Source organism: Micromonospora sp. R311, assembly GCF_056780015.1.
This window is the reverse complement of the sequence record NZ_JBSWCE010000019.1, coordinates 107,399-129,750: the sequence shown is the minus strand read 5'-3', so window position 1 is coordinate 129,750 and position 22,352 is coordinate 107,399. Positions and strand designations below refer to the sequence as shown.

Below are 22,352 nucleotides of genomic sequence, written 5' to 3'. Positions count from 1 at the left end.
GCCGCGGCTCACCCTCTCCTGCTCGATGCGTACGTCGCTCGTCGGGTCGTCGGTCTCACCAGGACCCACCGGGGGCACCGCGGACCCCGGGTAGGAAGTTGGACCTCGGATAGTCGAGCTGGCACTTCACGCAGACGGGCATCGGCACGGCCTCCAGCGCGCCCTGGGCGCTCCTCCGGACGGTGACGGCTCCGGTGAAGAGCACCTCACTGGGGTTCCCGCCGAGCGCCAACAGGGCGTTTCCTTCGGCGCAGTACGCGGCGCACCCCGGCATCCCACCCGAGGAGGCGAGGGCCGTCTGCCCGGTCCGCGTGTTCAGCGCACCCACGTAGGTCCGGCTCGACGTGGCCGCCGTCCGGCTGAACAGCGCGAAGGCGGGAAGCCGGCGTTCCAACTGGGCGAGGCTCTCGGCCTGCGTCAGGCCGGGGGAGGGCGGCTGCACCTCGACCACGGGAGGCTTGCTGCCCCCGGTGCCCCGGGGCGACGGGACGGTGGCCGGCCGGGCCGGCGCCGGCGCCGGAGCGGCCGCCGGCGGCGCCGGGGTCGAGGTGGGCTCGGGCGCTCCCGCGTGGGGCGCGGGCGCCTGGGCCGGCGGGGCCGACGGGTTGCCGCCCTTGCCGCGGATCTTGTTCCAGCCGCCCTTGATGCCCTTGCCGATGCCGGCCGTGGCCGCCCCGACAACGCCACCGATCAGCACGTTCTTGCCGAAGTCGCCCCAGTCCCAGGAGTGTTCGCCCTGGGCCACGTCGGTGCCGTAGCCGTAGGCCGCGCTCGCCGCCCCGGCCGCCGCCCCGGCGAGGATCACGCAGCCGACGCCGGTGGAGCAGACGGCGCCCACCGCGAGGGCCACCCCCACGCCGACCGCGACCTCGCCGAGGAACTGCAGCGGGTCTTCCTTGATGTGGTCGACCACGCCGGAGGCGAAGCTCTTCACCGCGTCGAAGAACCCGTGCCCGTCGAGTTCGACGTTGGAGATCGGGTTTCCGCCGGCGAAGGCGTACCGGCTGCCGCTGAACGGGTCGATCGCCAGGGTCAGGTCGTCGAGCGCCCCGTTGTACATGTCACGGCTGAGGAAGCGGTTCAGGCCGGGGTCGTAGTTGCGGAACCCCATGTCGTACGTGCCGGACGCCTGGTCCCAGCGGTGGCCGTTGAACCGGTAGGAGTTGTAGGGCTCGGCGTCCGGGTTCTGCGCGTCGGGCTTGTCGGCACCGGTGAACCTGTTGTCGTCGTTGTCGCCGTAGGCGGTGTAGCCGTAGGTGGCCCGGGTGGTGCCGTCCTCGTGCTTGGTGATCGCCTCCACGTCACCCTTCGGGTGGTACGTGTAGTGGGAGATCTCCGTGCCGCCGTCGTCCTTCTTCTTCAGCTGGGTGAGCTTCTTGCCCCAGGCGGAGTACTCGTACGACTTGGTGACCTTGCCGGCGACCTCCTCGTACAGCACGTCGCCCGAGGTGCCCAGGTAGGTGAAGGTGGTGGTCTTCTCGCCCGTCCCGCCGGCGTTCGTGGTCTGGGAGGCGGTGCGGTCGAACGGGTCGTAGACGTACCGGGTGGTCTTCGCGGCGCTCCCGGCCCCCGAGCGGAGCTCGGCGATCCGGTCGAAGCCGTCGTAGCGGTACTTCTCGGTGACCTGCCCGCCGGTGGAGACGGTGTCCAGCCGGCCCAGCGGGTCGTAGTTGTACTTCGAGGTCAGCCCGCCCACGGCCGTGGAGGTCATCAGCCGGTTGCGGTCGTAGTTGTGGTTGGTGGTGACGTCCTTGACCGTCTGGGTGATGACGTTGCTGTTGGCGTCGTGGACGTACGACTCGACGGTGGGGTTGGCCCCGGTCTTGTCGACCCGGGCGATCCGGTCCTGCGGGTCGTAGCTGAAGGTGTAGGTGTTCTCCACGTACGCCGCGCCGTCGTCGGCGTTCATCACCCGGGCCACGTCCCGGGCGGGATCGCCGTTGGCCGTGTACTCCAGGGTGTGCTCGGCGACGACCGCGCCGCCGGCCCGCTTCTCCACCTGGTGCCGGATCGCGCCGTTCAGGTAGTAGTCGAAGTCGACGGTGTTGCCGTCCGGCTTGACCTGGTGCTCCACCTGACCCCGCGGGGTGTGCCGGTAGGTGGTGACCCGCTTGTCGGTGGCCGACGCCGAGGCGGCGTTGGTCACCGTGGTCAGCAGGTCCCGTACGTCGTACTCGAACCGCGACCAGGTGGCGTCGTGGGTGCGGGTGTCGACGTTGGCGTTCGGGTCGTAGGTGAAGGCGGTGCGGTTGCGCACGCCGCTGCCGACCCGCTCCTCCACGGTGGTCACCCGGTTGAGCCCGTCGTAGCTGGTGACGTAGCTGTCGACGCGGGCGTCCGGGCTCAGGTCGCGGACCTCGACCAGGTTGCCGTTCGGGTCGTACCGGTAGGTGAAGTTCTTCTTCTCGTTGTCGACGTCCGCGCTGTTGTCGCGGACCAGCTTGACCGCGTCGGCGACGACCGTGCCGTTCGCGTCGTCGGTCAGGGTGATCTTCTGGTTGGTGCCGGCCGCGGTGAACGCGTACCGGCCCAGCTTCACCCAGGTGCCGGCCCCGGCGGTCTGGTCGACCCGGGTGGTGGCGGAGCCGCCGGCGTGCTCGACGGTGACCGGGGCGTCCGACGCCGCCCCCGCCACCTCCGGGTACCGGACGTAGACGTCGTAGTCGCCGTCCTGCGGGATGACGAGGTCCCAGGTGAACGTGTCCGCCCCGGTGCCCGCGCCGCTGGTCCGGTAGTCGTACCCCTGGAACGTGCCGGCGGTGGCCGCCGGCCAGGCGCCGGCGCTGGCGGCGTTGTTGAAGTCGGAGTTGTCCACCAGCACGGCCTGCTGGCCGACCGGCACGCCGTCGTCGCTGCGCGCCTTGAGGTTGCCGCTGGGGTAGAAGTCCCAGCGCATCGTCCGGGACACCGACCCGCCGGCCGAGGTGAGCGTGTTCTCGGTCTGCTGGCCGAGGACGTTGTAGTCGTAGGAGGTGACGATGTCCCACGGGTCGGTGGACGACTTCGTCCAGCCGTTGTCCCAGTAGGTGTAGGTGGTGTCGTTGCGCACGGACTCCCCGCTGGAGGGGGGCGCGGACACCGTCGCCAGCCGGCCCACCGGGTCGTACTCGTAGATCGTCTTGTCCGGCTTGTGGTAGCGGGAGTCGTTCGGGTCGTAGGCGGTCCACTGCTCCTTGACCCGGTTCAGCTCGTCGTAGACGGTCTGGTAGGTGAAGTCGTCGGCGGTCGCGGTGGCGACGCCGCGCGGGGTGACCACCTTGGTGCGGTTGCCGACCTCGTCGTAGTGGTACTGCCTGGTGTTGTGGACGATGGTGCCGTTGTCGTTTCGGTACGGCACCTTCTGCTCGATCACGTCGCCGCGTTCGTTGTGGCGGACGGTCGAGCGGTTGCCCTCCTGGTCGATCGTGGCGACCGCCAGCCCGTCCTTGTCGTACTCGGTCGACCTGGTGTGGCCGGCCGCGTCGGTGACGGTGGTGATCCGGTGGTCCAGGTCGTAGCTGCGCTTCTCGGTGAAGTCGTCCGGGTCCGCGGTGGCGTTCTTCCGCGGGTCCACCACCATCGTGAGGTTGCCGACCTCGTCGTAGCTGGAGGTGATCTTGTCGCCGTTGGCGCTGGTCACCGTCACCAGCTGGTAGATCTCGTTGTAGGTGTTGGTGGTGGTGTAGTCGCCGGCGGTCGGGGTGAGGTTGCCCTTGGGCTCGGTGACCGTCAGCTGGTTGCCGACCGCGTCGTAGGTGTACGAGGTCTTCCGTTCCGGGTCGTCCGGCTCGTCCTTCGGGGCGAGGATGAACGTCACCCGGTCCGCCGGATCGAACTCGGCCACACTGACCGTGCCGTTCGGCGCGAACGCCTTCAGGATGTTGTCGTTCGCGTCGTACTCCGGCGCCGGCGTGGTGATCACGTCACCGGCGTCCTGGTCCTTGGGGACCGTGCGCTCCAACGGCCGGCCGAAGACGTCGTACGCCTGGGTGGTCTTCGTGCCCAGCGCGTCGGTGACCTGGGTGACGCGCCCCCGCGCGTCGTAGCCGAAGGTGGTGGCGTTGCCCAGGTGGTCGGTGATGGTGCGCGGGTAGCCGTTCGGGTCGAAGAGGTCGTGGTCGGTGGTGTGGCCGTTGGCGTCGGTCACCCGGGTCAGCTGGCCGGCGCTGTCGTAGTCGTAGCTGGTGGTGTAGTCCGCCGGGTCGGCCGTGGTGGTGCCGACCGGGTCGGTGACCGTCCGCAGGTTGCCCTTGGTGTCGTAGCCGAACTGCCAGGTGCGGCCCTCCGGCGAGGACTTCTCGGTCAGGTCGGCGACGTACCCGTTGAGGCTGGTCCGGTAGCTCAGCGTGGTGCCGGGCCAGCCGTTCCTGTTCGCCTCCGCCGTCTTGACGGTCAGCGGGTAGCCGGTCTTCGGGTCGTAGTCCCAGGTCTGGTAGCCGCCCTTGGCGTCGGTCAGCCGGGTGACGTTGTGGTCGCCGTCCCACTGGACCGTGACGCTCTGGTTCTTGGCGTTGGTGACCGACTCCGGCCGCCCGTAGGCGTCCAGGACGAACCGGGTGTCGTGCTGGAGCGGGTCGGTGGCGGTGGCGTGGATCTTCCCGCCCTGCGGCCCGTCCGGGTCGACGTAGTCGAAGTGCGTGACCCCGTCGATCCGGTCGGTCAGGTCCTGCAGTTTCCACTTGTTCTGCGGGTCGACCGGCGCCGTGTAGTAGCTCAGGTTCGTGTCGTGGTTGCGCGGGTCGGTGACCTTGATGAGCTTGACGTTCTTGTTGCCCTGGGTGGCGTCGTAGCGGAAACCGAAGACCTTGGGCTGCGCGGAGCCGGCGCCGTCGACCATCTTGGCCATCAGGCCCTTGCCGGTGTACGTGAAGGTGATCGTCCGGCCGGCGATGTCCGTCACCGATTTGACGTTGTCGATGATGAACGGGTTGGTCAGGTTGTCGGCGGCGACCTCCTGCCAGGTGTCGTCGTCGATGTAGCGGTAGCTGTCGCCCTTGTCGTAGTAGTCCAGCGTCAGCGTCCGCCGGCCGGTGGCGTCGGTGATGTACCGGAGGAACTTGGTCGGCTTGTTGTTGGACCTGCGCCGCTCGTAGACGAACGACATGGTGTTGCCGTTCTTGTCCACGATCGCCGACTGGAAGCCGTCCTCGTCGAAGAAGAACTGGGTCCGGTCCGGCTTGGTGAACACCCAGGCGCGGGTGGCGTCGGCCGAGCCGGTCTGCTGCAGGTACAGGTGCACGCCACGCGGGTGGGTGTAGTCACAGGTGGTCGGCGTGCAGTCCTTGACGTCCCGGCCGTGGGTGTCGAGCACCCACACGTTGGTGGTGCCGTCACCGTCGGTCAGCCGGACCTGGCTCGGCCACTTCTGGCCCGGTGGGTGGAAGGAGAGTTGCGAGCCCAGCCGTTGGATGGTGGAGGTCTGCAGCGACCAGCCGAAGCCCATCGACGACGCCGAGGTGTCCAGGCTGTTGTAGTTCATCCGGACGAACGTGTGCGGGCCGCGCGACGGGTTGCTGAAGGCGTTGTACGACCACACCGTGTTGCCGGCGTAGAGGTTGGTCATCAGGGTGCCGCCGCCGCCCGTGCTCTTGCCGGTGTAGGCGTAGAACTTCTCCAGGCCGAGCAGGTCGCTGGTCGGGTCCTCGACCCGGATCTGCTGCGGTAGCTGCGGCAGCTGGTGGGAGGCGGACTTCCAGTTGTTGGTGCTGGTGTCGTAGAGGTCCCAGGCCAGCGTGTACGCCTCGGCCTTGTTGGCCGTCCCCGAGAGGGCGGGGGCCTTCACCTGCGCGTTGACGGTGACGGTCTGACCGGCCGCGAGGTCCGCCGGGAGCGCGGTCAGCAGCTGGTTGTCGGGGCTGCCGGCGTTCGTCCCGTCGGGGTTCTTCCACCAGTAGCCCAGTCGGGTGGAGCCGGCTGGCCAGGTCTCGGCGGTGGTGTTGGTGACGGTCACCGGCACCGTCACGGTCTCGCCCGGGTTCAGCCGGGGCGGGGTGGCCGCAGCGTGGTAGGTAACGGTGGTGTCGGTGTAGCGGACGTGCAGCCGGGGTTGCACCGACGGCTCGGCGCCCTCCGCCGACACGAACGTGGCGCCCTCACCGCTGCCCGGGCAGGCCTTGTTCGGTTCCTGGGTGACCCGCACCAGGATGCCGTGGTTGGCGGCGGGATTCGCCCGCCAGGACTGCACCTGCCCGGTCAGGTCGAAGTTGACCCACACCGAGTTGAGGGTCGGGCCCAGGCCGACCACCTGGATCGGCGCGGACACCGCGTCCCCGCCGGCGTACGTCCACCGGGTGCCGGCCGTGGCGTTCAGCCAGGTGGCGGTGGCCTCGTCCCAGGCACGGGTCACCGCGTGGGTGGCGAAGTACGCCGCGTTGCCGTTGTGCAGGGTGCGCCACAGGCGTCCCTCGGCCTGGGTGATCCGCGCCGTCGGCGGGATCTGGGAGACGTCCCACTTCAGCAGCGCCCGGGTGATGCCCGCGCCGCCGGGCACGTACCCGACGCCCACCATCGGCCGCCCGTTGAGCAGGTCGTGCGGCTGGGTGTACTGGCAGGCGGTCAGCGTCGTGTCCGCCACCGTGGGCAGCATCGCGTCGACGTAGCCGGCCGGCGGCGTCTGCACCGCCACCGACCGGGACGCCGGCCGCTGCCCGTCCCTGCGGACCACGACCACCCGGTAGTACAGGGTGGTGTCGGGCGTCGCGGTGCTGTCGGCGTACGACGTGGTGCCGTCGGGCAGCGGCGCGACCAGGGTGGCCGCGGAGGGCGCGAAGTCGGCGCTGCCGCCGCGGTGCACCTGGTACTCGACCAGGTCGTCACCGGAGGCGGCGGACGGGTCGGCGTACTCCGACCAGGAGAGCTCGGCGCCGGTCGCGCGGACCGTCTGCACGTCGGCCAGGGTCACCGCCGGCAGCCCGAAGGTGAGCGTGAGCTTCGGCGCGGTCCGGGTGGTGTAGGTCGGCCATGCACCGGCCGGTGCCACCGGGAACTCGCCGGCCCAGAACATCGGCCCGCCGGCGACCTGCGCCTCGTTGGCGGCCTTGAGCATGAACCCGTGGTTCGGCCGGGTCCCGGCCGCCCACTCGCGGACCATGCTGGTCACCGGGAAGCTGGTCCAGGAGTTGGTCTGGGTCGAGTTGTAGGTGGCGGTGCCGGCCAGGTCGCCCATCGCCGCGTTGATCGAGTTCCAGGTGACCGTGGACGGCGTCCACGCCTGGGTTACGGCTCGCGCCTCCAGCGCGACCGGGGTGCTGGCGCTGGTGCCGGCCAGCACGCTGTTGTCCCAGTAGAGGGAGAGGTCGGCCGCGTCGACCGGGGTCCCGGTCGGGACCACCCCGGTCAGGTCGAACGCCATTAGGCTGCGGACCTTGCCCCACTGGTCGACGCCGACGCCGAGCCGCGGGTCGCCCTCGTAGTTGCTGGTGGCCCCGTACGAGACGATCATCGCGTCCCGGGCGGTGGAGACGTCCGGCTGCACGCTGATCGTCGGGTCCAGCACGACCGGGTACCGCCGCTCCTCGGCCGCCAGCCAACCCTGGTCCGGCTTGAGGCTGATGGTGGTGGTCGCGCCCGACCCGGTGGTGGTCAGCGCCACCTGGTCCGAGTAGGCGTGCCCGTGCGGGGAGGCGGCTTCCCGCTTGGCGTCGATCATGAACGGCTTCGGGAAGGTGAAGACCGGCCGGCCGGTGGTGTCCTTGCCGGTGGCGAAGAAGCCGACCGACCCGTCCGGCAGCGTCTGCGTGGTGAGCCCCGCCGTGCGCAGGGTGAAGTCGTAGGACGGCGCGGCGGCCGGCGCCGTCGACAGGACGATGGACTCCTTCACCCCGGTCGGGGTGACGTCGTAGACGAGGTCCGCGCCGTCCCACATCCCGGCGTACGTCACCGTGGAGCCCTTGACGGTCGGGCTGACCCGCCGGGCCGGCCCGGCCACCCCGACGGTCAGCCGGCGGTCGCCGAGCTGGACCTTGAGCAGCGCGTCGGACCGGTCGCCGAACCGGGTGGCGAAGCCGGTGCCGTCGTTGCCGTAGGAGTATCCGGCGTCCCGGACCGGCGCGACGCGGGTGTCGATGTCCCGCCACGCCCCCGAGCCGTCCCGGTAGCGCACCGGGACGCTGGAGAGCTCGGTCTGCAACCGCCCGTCATCGAGCTGGTAGACCGTCCGGGTCGCGGTGCGGTCCCGGGTGATCTCCTTGACCCGCTTGCCCGGCGGCTTGGGCTTCTCCTGGGCGATCAGGGCCGTTCGCCCCGGAGGCGCCCACCCGGGGCCGGCCCGCAGCTCGCCCTCGCGGTCCTCCGGACCGCTGCCGGTGAGCACGTCCTTCAGGCCGTTGAGGCGGTCGGCCAGCCAGGAGACCGGATTGCCGGTCCCGCCGGGCGGCCCGACCACCGACGACGCCGGCAGCAGGGACAGCACCAGCAGGCTGGCCAGCACCGCGGCGATTCCACGGCGGGAGCGGCCTGCGCCGCGTCGCCGCCTCATGGTCCGGATCAGTGAGGTCCAGAGAGTACGAACGGATTCCGACAGCGACGCGTGCATTGATCAACCCCCGATGACCAAGCTGGGCAAACGCTGCGATCGTACGGGGCTAGATCAGTACATGTAAATACTTGACTATAGCAATGTGCTATCGGTAAGTTGCGTTCCGCAATGGCACCGCTCCCAGTGCGGCGCTCTCGTCAACCTCAGCGGCCGGACGGCCCGTCCTGTTACGTGCCGCTCGCGTGGACCCGCCACGGCGACGGCCCCTTCAAGCGCCACCAGCACCGACGCGTGGCACCCTCCTCAACGGCGAGGACAGCGGTGCGCCGAGGCCTGGACGCACGGCGACCAGCTGCCGGCAGGCGGAGGCGGAAGGCTGAGGCCGCCGCCCTGCGGGCACCCGGCCGGCCGGTGGGAGCACCCCCCGCACCCACCGGCCGGTCCCGCGGCCAGTCGGTCGCGGCTAGGCGGTCGCGCAGATGGCGTACGCGGTGTTGCTCCAGTTGCCGGCGAACGCGTCCTCCTCGTACGCACCGGAGGTGGCGGAGGTCGGCGCAGTGGCCGGGCCGCCGTTCGGGCGGAAGTCGTCCACGACCGCCTCACCGGTGACGCCGTTCAGCTCGTAGCCGGCGCCAGTGAGCACCTTGCCGATCGGGCAGGTCGCGGTGACGCTGCGGAAGTCGTTCGAGTTGCTGGCGCTCACCGCGGAGTTGCGCACCAGGCCGGCGAGCGGGTTGGCGCAGATCGCGTAAGCCGTGGCGGACCAGTTGCCGGCGAACGCGTCCGCCTCGTACGCGCCCACGGTGACCGCCGTCGGCGCGGTGGCCGCGCCGCCGTTGGGCCGGAAGTCGTCGACCACGCCCTCACCGGTCACGCCGTTCAGCTCGTAGCCGGTCCCGGTCAGCACCTTCCCGACCGGGCAGGTCGCCGTGACGCTACGGAAGTCGTTCGAGTTGCTGGCGCTGGTCGCCGACACCCGCACCAGGCCGGCGACCGGGTTGGCGCAGATCGCGTACGCGGTGACGGACCAGTTGCCGGCGAACACCTCCGCCTCGTACGCGCCCACGGTGACGGCGGTCGGCGCGGTGGCCGGGCCGCCGTTTGGTCGGAAGTCGTCGACGACCGCTTCGCCGGTCGCCCCGTTGATCTCGTAGCCGGCGCCGGTCAGCACCTTGCCGACCGGGCAGGTGGCGGTGACGCTGCGGAAGTCGGTGGAGTTGCTGGCGCTGGTGGCGGAGATGCGGACGAGGCCGGGGACGGCGGCGGAGGCCGGAGCGGCCGGGACGATGACCGCGCCGGCGACGGCGACGCCGGCCATGAGGCTGAGCGCGCGGGGGCCGAACCGGCGGGGTGTTGACTGACCTGACATGTGACTCTCCTAGCTGGCGTGCCCGCGGCTTGTTCGGTGCAGCCGCGGAGCTTCGTCTATGACGCGCTCACGCTAGGTAGTCACGTGACCAGGCATTATCTCCAAACCGACTACGTCATGTAGTCGACTGATGACACCTTGGTCTGGCGGTCAGTCGTTGTCGGACGTGCGGCGCGGCTTGGGGAGCTGGCGGTTGAAGCGGGGCTTGAGAGCCAGGACCAGGGCTTCCTTCTCGCTCGCCGGGTTGTCGGTCTCCTGCCAGCGGATCTCGCACCGGCCCAGCCAGGCGGCGATGTCCGTGGCCGATGCCGGCTGGCCCTGCTTGTCGAGCAGCTGGCCGACCTGCTGGTGCAGCACCGACGATTCCCGGTTGCCGGTCAGGTGCTGACGCAGGCGGATTCGCAGGTTGCTCGTGTAGCCGACGTAGACGACCGTGCCGCGGTCGAGGACGACGTGCACTCCGGACGCGTGGGGAGCGTCGGCGGCGGTGTCCATGGTGTACGGCTGGGCGGGCGTGAAGCCGGCCAGCAAGTCGTCGTGCGTGGCGTCCGGGCATGCCCGGACGCTACCCGCGCGGGTCCTCCTCCGTGGGCCCACACGGGCCGTCGTGGTCGTCCCGGCGGCGGCAGCGGCCGGCGCCGTCGAGCCGGGCATCGCACCAGATCCGGGTACGCAGGAACTGGCGGTCCTCCTCGCTGAGGGTGGTCTCGCCGAAGTCGATGGCCGTGACGTGGCCGAGGGAGTCGCGTAGGGCGACCGCCAGGGTGACGGCTTCGTCCAGGCTAGTCAGGGTGGTGGGGAGATGGATGATCCAGCGGAGTGCGGTCATCGCGGCCACCCGCTGTTCCGGGTAGCTGGTTCCGGGTGACGGCAGGTGGTGTGGCGGGACTGCCACTGGCGTAGGGCCTGGCGGATGCGTTCGGATTCGATGTTGGCGGTGGCCAGATCGCGGTGGACACGGTTAAGTTCGTCGGCCACACGGTTGAGGTAGTCGTGCACCTGCTTCGGGTCACAGCCGCGCCAGCAGGTGTCGAAGGCCGCGGCCCGGACGAGGTGTGGGAGCAGGCGTTCTCCGGTCACGTAGATCATGCCCACTCCGTTCTCTGCTCGGTGACGCTGTCGATGGAGTCCATAGCCCTCCCCTTCCGGTTACGGCACCGAGGCGGGCGGGGGCGGTCGGTACGACTGCGCGTCCGTACCGACCGGAGCCCAGCGCCCGCCCCGGGCCTGCTTGGTTCTCCCCTACTTCTCATGCCGGCGGTCCCCTGAGTCCGTTCCTGGGGCGTGAGCGCGACCAGGCCGGGCGGGGCTGCCAGCGAAAGACTGCTGGCGTCGGAGCAGCTCGCCGGGACAGTACGGACTCGGGTTATCCGGTTGGTCCAGACTTCTTGCTGCTCCGACGAAGGACCCACCGCAGTGCCTAGCTGGGGTGTTTCCTCGTCTCCGCACTTTACCGTCATTACTGGTAAAGTCAACGTTGCCCTTGAAGTTCTCCCGGCTCCCGTGATCAGATGTGTGGGCCTAGCTGGGAGTACTTCGCATGCCCGCACCACGGAAGTTCGAGCCGCACTACCGGCGGATCATCGCCGACATCAGGGGACGCATCGCCACAGGCGAGTGGCCCCCCGGCCACAAGCTGCCGTCCACCAAGGCACTCGCCGACATGTACGACGTAGGCAGCCAATCCACCGTTCGCCAGGCCATCACGATCCTGATCGAGACCGGTGAACTGTACGGCCACCAGGGTTTAGGCGTCTTTGTTTCAGCTGACGGTGGGAACGGTTAGTAGGCACCCGGAAAGTTGGCCTCGGGGCGCTTATCCGGGCAGCAAGCGCGGTGTTCCTGCGTCAGCAACGTCGTGAGCGCAATCCGCAGCTGTGGCGAGAGACGATCGCTGCCGCGCGGAAGGTCGGTACCGCGATTGAATGTGAGGTGTGTGGGTTTGACTTCGAGCGCGCGTACGGCGACCGGGGCCGGGACTGCCATCGCATGATCCACCGTACAAAGACCTGGCTCAACCCGAGCAGCTGAAGGAGATCGTGAATGAACGCCGTTAGGGATAGTGTGCCAGGCCCGGCAGGATGACGTCGGCGACGGCGTACGGTGCGGGCCGCCATGCTTCGGGCGGCGGGGTGATCACCGCCGAGTCGGTCCAGGCGAACTCCGTAGTATCTGCCGGTACGGCCGACGCAATCTCGCGGGCGCTGACCTCGAAGATGCCGATTATGTGCGCTGGCTCGAGGCAGGGCGCGACGAAGGCCCCGTTTGTAAAGACAACCTGGGCCAACAGCCATTCGTCGTCGTGAAAACGGCTCTTGTCGTACTCGTTGCGGCTCAGGTGGAAGGTGCCGCGGCTGTTCGCGCTGCACCCCTTGACCTCAATGCGGAGCCTAGGGGGGCCGGCGAGCTCGATGTCGTAGCCGAACGCGTCGGAGATTGACGCGACATGGGTCGGGTGCCTGCCATCGGCTCGCAGCGCCGCCAGGACCACCGCCTCGGCGGCGTCGCCGATGCGTTTACGGACTTCGGCGTCGCGAGGGCCGCCCACCGCGCGGTACACATCGATGAGCATGTCGTCCAGCTCGGGATCGAGCCATTCCAGCGCGCGCAAATCGGCCGTTGGGATGTACTGGCGGGCGACCCCTTGGTGCGACACCGCGATGCGTAGCCAGGCGGGCGGGTCGGCGGTCAGCAGCACCCGGGCGATGTGGCGCAGCGTCGCGTCGTCGGCGATGCCGGCGATCCCGGCCAGCGGGGGTGCCAGCACAATGGTCTCGGCCCGCTCGGCGAGCCCGGCAGCCAGCAGGTGCTCGGCGGGTGTTGTTAGGTCGGTGGCGGCCCCGACGAAGGCACCGTGGACACGCGCGGCGCGGACCCAGTCGGCGACGTCGCGGCGCGCCGAAAGGCGAACGGCATGGCAGAGCAGTAGAACCGCGTATGCCGTGCCCCGCCTAGGCAGCATCGAGCCGTGCCTTGATATGCGACACGACAGCTTGCATATCGTCCGATACCGCCGGCTGTTCGGGCGTGCCCTCGTCCGGCTCCGGAAGAGCGACGCGCACCAAACCTCGGTCGTTCATCAGCGCGGACAGCGCGACGATTTTCTCGCGCAGCCGGGCGTTGACGGTCTCGTCGATGCTCTCCTCGCTGAGCAGCAGCGTGAAGCGGGTTGTCACGTCGTCGCCGAGCCCGAGCCGGTGGATGCGGTCTTGGCTCTGCAGGAAATGGCCGGCGTTGAAGGTTCGGTCGAGATAGATGGCGTGGTGGCACCAGTGGTGCAAGCTGACGCCCTCGCCGCACGCAGCCGGGTTCGCGAGCAGAACGTGACAGTCCGGGTCGTGTCGGAAGCGTTCCAGCTCGGCCTCGCGGGTTAGCGCCCCGGCCGGCGCGCTGTCCTGCATCGGCACTCCGCCGTGCACAATGGCCGGCTGGCAGCCATTCAGATAGGTAGCGAGCGACCGAATGTTGCGCACGAAAGTGGACCAGACGATGACTTTCTCGCCGCGGTCGCGCGCCTGCTCAGCCATCGCCTTGACGTGCTCGTATTTCCAGGGCGTTTCGTAGTCGCGGTAGCGGGTCAGCAGCTCGGCAAGCGGCTCGCTGCCGTCCAGAGCGAGCGGCGGGTGCAAGAACCCGCGCTCGTCGGCGTCGTCGGAGCCGGCGACCAGCAGCATGGGGTTGGTCGCGGCCTCCAGCAGGTACATGACGACCCGGCCGAGCCGGTCGAACTGCCGGCGGGCCGGGCGATCCACCTCAAAGTCGCCGCGGTAGCGGCCCAGCAGAGCGTCGTAAATAGCCTGCTGGATCGGGCTCATCGCCCCGGTGACCACGTCGAAGGTGGTGCCGGGCAGGCCGAGGCGCGACTTGGGCGTGCGAACGAAGTAGCGCTGGATCGCCCTGCTCGTCTCGCTCAGCACGTCGTCGTCGCGGCCAGCGCGCTCGTTGTAGGCGCTGGCCGGCAGGATCTTCTGATCCTGTCCCGGGTAGAGGAAGCGCATGAGGGCGATCAGGTCGAAGGCACCCTGGGGCGCCGGGGTGCCGGTCAAAATGTCGCGGCGCCGAGCGGCGTAGGCGAGGTCGAGCACAGCGCGGCCGTGCACGCCCTGCGCGCCTCGTTTGACCCGGTGCGCCTCGTCGAGGATGACGTGGGTTGGGCGGCGGCCAACGTACTCTCGGATGCGGTCGTAGTCGGAGGCGACGCGGTTGTAGTTGGTAAGCAGCACCTTGACATCACTGCCGATCGATGCGGTGCCGGCGTGGACGGTGATGGGCGGTGGGCGCTCGAAGCAGGCCGCGGCATCCTCCCGCCATGCTTCGAAGGCGGCGAGGGGCGCGATCACGAGGAGCTGCTCGACCTCGCCACGGGCGTGGGCGAGGGTGTAGTTCGCCAGCGCGACCGAGGTCTTACCGGCACCAGGCACGGAGAAGTCGGCGCCGTGCGGCAGCTGCTGGATCAGCGCGAGGTTTTCCAGCTGGAAGCCGCGCAGTTCGCGGCGGAAGCCGGCGGCGGCGAGTTCGGCCGCGAGCGCATCGGGGGACGTCTGCCGGGTGCCGGCGGCGACGTCCTCGCGGCGTTTCTGATCGCTGATAAGCGAGCGGATCTGCTCCTGCAGGGTCGGGCCGAGCTTGAGCTGCTCATGGAAGATCGTCCGGACCTCACGCAGCGCCGGCAGCTCGGCGAGGAACACATCGACGCGCACGTCCATGCGGTCAGCCGCGCCGCCGACGATGCCGCGGGACATGGCGGCCTGAAGGCGGGCCCAGGCACCGGCGACCGTCGGGGCCTGGCGGGTGACGACGACGAGCGGGCGACCTCGCTGGTAGAGCTCGGCGACGATCACGCCCGGCGGCCCTCGATCTCGTCCAGCAGCCCCTCGATCTCGGCGATCTTGAGGGCGAAGGCGTGCGCGTCCCACTCCGTCTGGGCCCGGGCCTTCGGGAGATCCTTGCGAATCCGCTTCAAGCCGTTGATCACCTTGTCGGCATGGAGGAGTGGGGCCTTGGCCGCCGACTGGTCCGCGGCTTCGTCCGCGGCCTCGTCGGCGACGGCGGTGATCGCGCTGCGCAGCGAGCTGAGCACCTGGCGGGCGGAGACCTTGTCGCCGTCGCCGAGCGGCAGGCTCTCATCAGGTGTCCGGGCGGCGACCAGGCCCAGCAGCTCGTTCAACGGCTGCGCGGGCGGGTCCTCGCCGAGGAGGTCGTCCAGCAGGTCGTCGGTCGGGCCGGGAACCGGGGCGGACTGGGCGGCGTCGAGCACCGGCTTGAGCGCCGGGTCGCGCTCGATCTCCCGCTGGATGAGCTCGGCCGCGTCGGCGCGTTGCAGGTGCCGCAGCTTGCGGTACTCCACGTTGGCCAAGGTGCCGAGAAAGTACGCCGACCGCACGCTGTCGGCCTCAGCCGGCGGCTTGTTCCGAATGTGCCGGGCGAGCTCAGCGAAGGCCGACTCGTTGTCGGTGAAGTCGACGTGCAGGCGCGCGCCCTTCGCCAGGTCAACCAGCTGGTGCACCTGCTGGAGCTTCTCGTGCAGGTCCCGCACCTTCGCGACGTCGCTGTGCATGCGCCGGGCGACGCGTCCGAAGTCCTTGCCCTCGCGGTCGTAGAGCTCCTCAATGAGGAACGCCTCGTTGATCCAGGAGTACTCCAGCTTGAAGTCGCGCGCGATTTGCAGCTCCGCCTCAAGGTCGACCAGCTCGTCAGGCTGGGCGTCGTCCGGCAGGACCAGGCATTGGACGTAGCGCGCCTTGAGCCAGTCGTCGTCCTGGTAGAGCGAGCGGAGGGCGGCGCTGCGCCGGTTGCCGTTGATCAGGACGCCCTCGGCGGTGATGATGGCTGGATCCTGCTGGCCGCGGTCCTTCAGGTCCTCCTTGAGCTCCTTGAAGCCCTCCTGGCCAGTGAGGATGCGGTACTGCGCGTCCTGGGCGGCCGGGCCCAGCGGGTCAGCGGTGAACAGGTCTGACTGGCCGGCCAGGTGGATCTCCCGGCGCTGTTCGGCCTGGGTGCGGTGGTTGAGCGTGGAGAAGCGCACCCAGGTGACCTCGACCTCGACCTGCGGGAGCTCCTTTTGCTCGCGTGGCCAGGCCGGAACCAGCACGTGCCGGACGGGTTTGCGGGCCTGCAACAACGCCACACGATCCTGGTCGAGCATCGGATTGGGCAAGCGGATCATCTCCTGTAAGTGGTGGAACGGCCGACGCCGAATCTAGCCGAAATGGTGGTGCGGACTTGGCCGCTCCTGCTCTGAAAACCGACGTGTCCGACGTACGCCGGTAGGGCCTGCTCGTCGATGCCGAAGAGGCTGAGCAGGATGCCGGGGAAGACGCGTTGCTGCCTGCCGTCCCAGTTCAAGTCGGTCGCCTGAGTGTCGCTATCGGGCGTGACATAGACGCAGGGCGGCGGCACCGGCTGCCCGCCGATCCGCACGGCTCGGTCCTGTTTCGGACAGAGGCGCTTGGGTGTGCCACAGAGGTGGTTATGGAAGATGACGCCGTCCACCGTCCGGTCGGCCGGGTCGAGGAAGCGCTTGCGCATGCGCTGGATGCCTTTGGCGACGTGCTCGCCGGGTTCGGCCTTCATGCTGTCGCACAGCCACCAGAGGTAGGTCTCCCGCGCCCAGTCTGGCACCGACCAGCGGATGCTGCTGTGCGTCCCATCCGGGCAGCCCTTCTGAATGATCGCTACGTTGCCGAACCCGGGGACCGCGAGCCGGTACACGGTGTGGTCGCCATACTGGGGCTTGGTGACGCTGTCCACCAGGCCCTCCTGCTGCAGCGCCTCCAGGATGTCGAGCAGGAACCGGCGGCGGCCGGCGTTGCTCGCGCTCATGCTGCCGCGCGCCGCTTCGATCGCTGCCGGCAGGGCGTCGCGGTACTCCTCGGCAGTCAACCCGTACCGGGTAAGGATGTCGGTCTCCGTGACCAGCTTCTGGATGAGGTCGTCTACCTTGTACACGACCTCCGGCAGGGGTGCCCCCGCGTGGCGGCATGGCGCAGCGTCGTCAGGTAACACCGTCTCCAGCCCTCCCCTCGTGTTCGGTCCGGTCAGTCCATTAGCAGTCGCTGGGCGATCCGCATCGGATTGCGATCCAGTTCGAACAGGTCGCCCTGCTCGATCCGGTAGCCGAGCGTATTGGTGACCCAGATCGCCACGCGCTCGTGACGCTCTGTGCGTAGCTCCGGCTCGGGGCGCCATAGCGGGTGCCGTAGAACGACGGCCTTGCGGTTGCCTGAGTGGGCAAGCACCGCGATCCCCTCGACCTCGTGGTACTGGATGCCCACCGGGGTGAAGGAGCTCATAAAGCCGGCGACCAGCGGTCCGGTGCGGCTCAGCCAGCGTTCCCAGTTGACCGGCCGGCCCAGTCCCAGCTCGGCCATGTCCAGGGCCAGCCGCCAGTCCAGGGCACCATGGATGCGCTGGTTGTCGAAGGAGCGCAGGCAATCAGGGCACGAGGCGGTGCATTCCTCGGCGTGGCGCCGGCCGCGCCACATCGCGCCCAGGTCGTCGAGGGCGCTTTCCAGCACCTTGGCGAAGAACTGAGGGTCGCCGAGCAGGGTGGCGTACCCGGCGCCGTTCTCGAGTGTGTCGGCCAGGAACACTCGGTGCACCTGGTCGTCGCCGATCCGGGCAGGATGCAAGCCCGCCGACAGCTCGTTCGGATCGATATCCAACTCGGCCTGCACGCCGCGGCGCAGCACCTCGGCGAACGACCACATCGCCGGCAGGCCGGCGGGCAGCACGGTCGCGTCGGTCGGCACCACGCCGCCCGGAATGTCCAGATTGTCGGCGGTCACGACCAGCACGTCGGTCTTGCGGACCTCGCCAATTGCGGCGTCGATGCGGTGGCCCTGGGTATTAGGCAGCTTGACGTCGTTGCCGTAGAGCGAGCTGTCCCGGACGACAACCGAGCGGCCGGCCGCCTCCTCCATCGCGAACAGCCGGCCTAGGTTGTCGTTGACGCGCAGGATGTCGGCCAGCTCGTACACGTCGACGCGTAAACCCTCGACCGTCCCGGAGCGGTTAGGTTTCGAGGCGACGCCCAGCTCGGGGAAGCCCATGACGGCCACTGTCTCGCCGTCGACGTCGTAGTCGCGGGCCTGGTAGTCGGTGCGGAACCCGAGCGGCTGGAACATCACGAACGTGGTGAGCTCGCCCTGGCAGGCTGGGCACGCTCCGGTGTCCACACCGACCGACGTACGGCCGCAACGCTGGCACTTGGTGATGTCGATGGGATTGCCCAGCGGATCGACGGGCAGCACCCGTGGGCCCTTGACCTCGTACGCGGCGAAGCCCACAACCGTGTGGATTTCGCCGTCGCGGACGACCTCCGCGCCGGGCACGAAGCTGGCCACCGCCATGTCCAGGGACCTGTCGGACACAACCAGGTCGTTGAGGTCGCGCTTATCCCTCGGGTAGTCCTTGTAAAGGTTCCGGACGCGGGTGGGGAAGCCGAACATCGGCAGGACACCGGCGTTGGCGAGCACCTCGCTCAGTTCGTTCTGCTGGTAAAACGGGTTGCTGAGGGCGGTGTCGATGTCGGCGACGAATTCGTGGCGAGCCCAGCGTTCCAGCTCCGCTCGCTCCCCCGCCGTCGTGCCGGTGCGCACCGTCAGCGCGGCGATGACCTCCGGCACGTCGGGCGCTTGGTCGAGCCACAGCTCGATCTGCGGCCGATAGGTGTCGGCCCATTGGTCGCGGACTCCGAAGATGCCGTGGATGCTTTCGCGGGTGCGGGTCGGCTTGGGCAGGCACACTGCGAAGGCTCGTCGCAGCAGCTCGGCCGCCACCACGCGGCGGGCGATGCGGGTCCGTTCCAGGTCGAGGAACGGCTGCGGCGGGATATCTCCAGTCATCCGCTCGGTGGCGTTGAAGTAGTAGTCGTCGTGGGTGCGGGAGCGGGCGACGGTGAGGGCGTAGGAGTACGGCTGCCCCTGACGTCCGGCCCGGCCGACGCGCTGCTGGTAGTTGAACCGCTGCGGCGGCACGTTGGCCATCACCGTCGAGCGCAGCGAGCCGATGTCGACGCCGACCTCCATCGTGGTCGTCACGCTGAGCACGTCCAGCGGCGTCGTCAGCGGGTTCTCCAGCGGCTCCTTGAGCAGCGCGTCCTTAAACCAACGTTGGCGCTGCCGTTGGACCGCTAGGGGCTTGGTCTGGCCGGTCAGCTCGGCGACGGCCATCCGGCGCGGCTCCAGCTCGGCGAGCCAAGCGTAGTAGTCCTGCTCCTGGTCGCCGGCCTCGCGCCGCTCCAGGTCGGGGTGGTGGCAGCCGCGGGCGGCGCACACTCCGGCCGAGGCGTGCAGGTGCCGGTAGCTGCACCGGCGGCAGACCCAGACCGCCGACCCAGCTTTGGTCAGCAAGAACGGCGCTTCCACACTGTCGACGCGCAGCCCCCATTCCGGGGCCACCCGCCCGCCGATCTCGCGTGTAACCCAGGTCTCCAGCACGCCCGAACCGGCCAGCCCGTGCCGTTCGGCGGCCGCCTTCAGGTAGCCCTTCACCGCGGCCGGGATGTCGAACGCGGGCGAGAAGTACCTGTTGCCGGCGTAGCGTCCCTGGATGCCGAGGATCCGAATCACCGAGCGGAGGATCTGCAGCGCGACGTCTTCAGCGACGCCGGCGTCGTCCAGCCGTGGGTTGCGCGGGTCGACCACCACCAGGCCGGTGGACTCCAGGTCACGGGCGGCGCGGTCGAACACCGCCTCGGCCATCGTCGTGGCCAGCTCCCGGCGGTAGCGCTCGTAGCCCTTCATCTGAATCTCGGGGTGCAGGGGCGTCCAGAGGCCCGGCTGCGGCGGGTCGTACACCCGGTACCAGGGCTCGCCCTGCCACTTCTGCATTGATGTGCCGGGGCCAGCCGGATGGATGCCGCGCTGCACCATGGCCTTCTCGAGCCGGGTTGCCGCGACCGACCACGGCAGCTGAGCCGTTGCCTTGCTCGCCCGGTGCGCCGCGATCAGCGCTTCCGTCTCGGGTGGGGCGACGCCCAGCGCCTTCTTCATCAGCACCTGGAACAGCTCGGGATGTTCGTTCTGCATGGTGACGAATGCCGCCTGTCCCTCCGGCGTCGGCGCACCGGTGAGCATCCCCAGCACCGCGTCGACCGCGTCGGCCTCAGGCCGCTCCAGCTCGTGCCGGATCAGCTGGCGGACGAGGTCGCGATGGTGGTTCTTGGCGACGCCGGCGGCGGTGCGAGCGGCGTCGTCGCGGCTGTCGGTGAACAGGATCGTGCGCGACTCGGCGGCGGTTGTGCCCATGCTGCGGAACAGCTGAGCGAGGTAGAGCTGGATCGACTGCGACTGCCCGGAGCGGTGTCCCCGGATCGGCGACCGCACGATGCCGCGCCAGAACTTCTGCAGGTCGTTGTTGACGTTCTTGGCACCGCAGCGCGGACACTTCTCCGGCAGCGCGGGCGCCTTGGCCCTGGTCTCCCCCATCGGGCTAACCCGCAGGACGTACCCGGTCGGTTCCTGGGCATCCTCGACGATCAACCCCGAGGTCGGGTCCAGCCGCGCCTGGGCGAACGAAAAGCTGATTTGGCGTCCCTTGGTGCCCGGACCCTCGAGCTTGTGATTCCACGGCTTTCCCGCGGCTGGCTTCTCCGGCTCTGGCCAGTACCAGATGTACTCGCCGTGCGAGCGGCGGTTAACCGGGCGGGTCTGGTCCGAGGGAATCTTGTCGGCCAGCGAACCGAGGGCGAGCATCGCCGGGACGCTGTCGGGGACTCGGTCGATGACGTAGCCGCCGAGGCTGACCTCGCCGCAGTCGAAGCAGTACAGCACCTCGAGAACCCGCCCGCCGCACGGGCACGTCGTGGCCGGCCGGCTGTACAGCCGGCCGATCTTCCGCTCCGCGTACGCGTGCTCCGGCTGCACCTCGGTGCATGCCCAGTTGGCGCAGGCCCACAGCCCGCTCGCCGTGCGGACGAACATGTGAGCGCGCAGCGGGATCGTGGCCGGATCGTTCCAGGCTTCCGCCCCGGCTTCCAGCACGAGGTCGAATGCCGCGCTGACGCCGTCGTCGGTAGCAGGTGGCTCGTCGAAGAGGCGCCGTTCGATGTCGGGCAGCCGGGTCGCGCGCATAGGCGCGCCGGTGTCGGCGCGGCACGCGGCGGCGATGGCTTCGGAGAGCCGGTGCTCAGCGGCCAAGGCGCTGAGCGCGGCCGCGCGGTCGCTCCCGTCCGAGGGCAGGGTCTTGGCTTGCTCCTCGAACGCGGCGCGTGACAGCGGCTTGCGTTCGGGGATCGTGCGGGGCGTGCCGGCGGTGACGAAGAAGCTGGACCGGTCGACGCCGAAGAACTCCTCCAGGTAGCCGCGGCCCTTATCGTCGTCGGTAAGCGAGGCGCTGGTGGCCAGACAGCGCAGCTGCGGGGAGTCCGGGTCCAGGCCGAGCCGCGACAGCAGGTTGCGGACCACCATCGCGACCTCGCTGCCCTGGGTGCCGCGGTAGAGGTGCATCTCGTCGATGACGATGGTGAAGCTGTTGTTCTCGTCGGCGGCAAGCCAGTCCGCGGTGGCGGAGAACATTTGTTGTTCGATGTCGCGCATCAGCATCGCGTTGAGCATTGAGTAGTTCGTGACCATCAGGTCTGGCGGCGACGCAACCATGTCCCAGCGAGTCGTCATTTCCGCCTGCCGAGGGTCGGCGAACTGGGCGAGCATCTGCTCCACGGCGCGGCGGTCCAGGTCGTCCTCGTACGCCTTGGCCAGCTGCTGGAAGTCCTGGGCGGCGCTGTTGATCTCGACGGCGGCCTCGCGCACCTTGTCCTTGTCCTTAGGTCCGGGCAGCTCGCCGGATCCTGGGGTGGCACCGGTGTACCGGCCGAACCACAGCGGCGGCACCTCGCCCGTCTCCGCGATCCGGCGCAGCGCGCGGCGCAGCCGGGAGACCTGGTCCTCGACCAGCGCGTTCGTGGGGTAAAGCACGACGGTGCGCAGCGCCGCCGGCCGGGTCTCCGGGGCGCGCAGCGGCCGCCAGCTTGGGACGTTGCCTGCGGCTTCCCACCAGCGGTCCGGCTCCGGCTGCTTGGTCCAGGTGAGCGCCTCCTGCACCAGCCGGGCGAGCACGGGCAGCAGGAAGGACTCGGTCTTACCCGAGCCCGTGCCAGAGGTGACGACCACGTTGTGGGGCTCACCATCAGCGGCGCTAAGCGACCGGAAAAGCGCCTCGGCCTGGTGGCGGCGCAGCATCATCTGCTGTCCCGGCTTGACGAAATCGCCGAACAGCGCCTCGCCGACGATGCGTGCCGCAACCGGGTTCAGACCGGCCTGCTGCGCCGCCTTGGCCAGCGGGTAATCGGCGTCGTAGGGGACCACCGGTTCGAGCAGCACGTCTGTGAACAGCAGTCCGGGCGCCTCCAGCAGCTGCCGGCGCTCGTCGCGCAGCGGCTTGTCGCGCAGCCAGTACGCCGTGTCGAAGTATCGCAGGTACGCGTCCTGCAGCTCCCGGTAGACCTGCGTCGGCATCGGGAAACGCGGCCTCGGCGTGGCGACGCCGTGTGGCGACATGACGGTCCTCATCTCGGTGCGGTTCGGT

At 69.4% G+C, this 22,352-nt stretch carries 11 protein-coding genes; 1 reads left to right on the top strand and 10 read right to left on the bottom strand.

Annotated features, from left to right (window positions below):
• Positions 1-55: 55 nt before the first annotated feature.
• From AC1WTP_RS18060 to AC1WTP_RS18040, 5 genes are all read right to left on the bottom strand, one after another.
• Positions 56-8,407, bottom strand: coding sequence for a DNRLRE domain-containing protein (locus tag AC1WTP_RS18060; protein ID WP_481650427.1), 8,352 nt, complete (start codon positions 8,405-8,407; stop codon positions 56-58).
• A gap of 511 nt (positions 8,408-8,918) precedes the next feature.
• A complete protein-coding gene (locus AC1WTP_RS18055) occupies positions 8,919-9,824 on the bottom strand; it encodes a hypothetical protein (RefSeq protein ID WP_481650426.1) in 906 nt (301 codons plus the stop codon).
• 150 nt (positions 9,825-9,974) lie between these two features.
• A complete protein-coding gene (locus AC1WTP_RS18050) occupies positions 9,975-10,355 on the bottom strand; it encodes a GIY-YIG nuclease family protein (protein WP_481650425.1) in 381 nt (126 codons plus the stop codon).
• A 34-nt stretch (positions 10,356-10,389) separates the two neighbouring features.
• A complete protein-coding gene (locus AC1WTP_RS18045; RefSeq protein ID WP_481650424.1) occupies positions 10,390-10,653 on the bottom strand; it encodes a hypothetical protein in 264 nt (87 codons plus the stop codon).
• The gene (locus AC1WTP_RS18040; RefSeq protein WP_481650423.1) at positions 10,650-10,913 is read right to left on the bottom strand and encodes a DivIVA domain-containing protein; all 264 of its coding nucleotides are present in this window, start codon (positions 10,911-10,913) and stop codon (positions 10,650-10,652) included. The genes AC1WTP_RS18045 and AC1WTP_RS18040 overlap by 4 nt, the downstream gene beginning before the upstream one ends.
• Positions 10,914-11,364: 451 nt before the next feature.
• On the opposite strand from AC1WTP_RS18040, the gene AC1WTP_RS18035 reads away from it, so the two are divergent.
• Positions 11,365-11,610, top strand: coding sequence for a GntR family transcriptional regulator (locus AC1WTP_RS18035; protein ID WP_481650422.1), 246 nt, complete (start codon positions 11,365-11,367; stop codon positions 11,608-11,610).
• 267 nt (positions 11,611-11,877) lie between these two features.
• On the opposite strand, the gene AC1WTP_RS18030 is transcribed toward AC1WTP_RS18035, so the two are convergent.
• From AC1WTP_RS18030 to AC1WTP_RS18010, 5 genes are all read right to left on the bottom strand, one after another.
• On the bottom strand, positions 11,878-12,786 hold the full coding sequence (locus AC1WTP_RS18030; protein ID WP_481650421.1) for a protein NO VEIN domain-containing protein: 909 nt from the start codon (positions 12,784-12,786) through the stop codon (positions 11,878-11,880).
• Positions 12,776-14,665: a DEAD/DEAH box helicase gene (locus tag AC1WTP_RS18025; RefSeq protein WP_481650420.1), complete on the bottom strand. Its 1,890-nt coding sequence runs from the start codon at positions 14,663-14,665 to the stop codon at positions 12,776-12,778. Before AC1WTP_RS18025 ends, AC1WTP_RS18030 begins: the two co-directional genes overlap by 11 nt.
• Positions 14,662-15,981 (bottom strand): hypothetical protein, encoded by a 1,320-nt coding sequence (locus AC1WTP_RS18020; protein ID WP_481650419.1) that lies wholly within the window; start codon positions 15,979-15,981, stop codon positions 14,662-14,664. Before AC1WTP_RS18020 ends, AC1WTP_RS18025 begins: the two co-directional genes overlap by 4 nt.
• 5 nt (positions 15,982-15,986) lie before the next feature.
• Positions 15,987-16,772, bottom strand: a complete 786-nt coding sequence (locus tag AC1WTP_RS18015) for a hypothetical protein (RefSeq protein WP_481650418.1) — start codon at positions 16,770-16,772, stop codon at positions 15,987-15,989.
• Positions 16,773-16,861: 89 nt separating this feature from the next.
• On the bottom strand, positions 16,862-22,282 hold the full coding sequence (locus tag AC1WTP_RS18010) for a DEAD/DEAH box helicase (protein ID WP_481650417.1): 5,421 nt from the start codon (positions 22,280-22,282) through the stop codon (positions 16,862-16,864).
• Positions 22,283-22,352 lie beyond the last annotated feature (70 nt).

What these genes read in the sequence shown, in the direction of transcription:
- AC1WTP_RS18055 (WP_481650426.1), bottom strand. Translation starts at nt 9,824, where the DNA reads ATGTCAGGTCAGTCAACACCCCGCCGGTTCGGCCCCCGCGCGCTCAGC.
- AC1WTP_RS18045 (WP_481650424.1), bottom strand. Translation starts at nt 10,653, where the DNA reads ATGACCGCACTCCGCTGGATCATCCATCTCCCCACCACCCTGACTAGC.
- AC1WTP_RS18040 (WP_481650423.1), bottom strand. Translation starts at nt 10,913, where the DNA reads ATGATCTACGTGACCGGAGAACGCCTGCTCCCACACCTCGTCCGGGCC.
- AC1WTP_RS18035 (WP_481650422.1), top strand. Translation starts at nt 11,365, where the DNA reads ATGCCCGCACCACGGAAGTTCGAGCCGCACTACCGGCGGATCATCGCC.
- AC1WTP_RS18030 (WP_481650421.1), bottom strand. Translation starts at nt 12,786, where the DNA reads ATGCTGCCTAGGCGGGGCACGGCATACGCGGTTCTACTGCTCTGCCAT.
- AC1WTP_RS18010 (WP_481650417.1), bottom strand. Translation starts at nt 22,282, where the DNA reads ATGCCGACGCAGGTCTACCGGGAGCTGCAGGACGCGTACCTGCGATAC.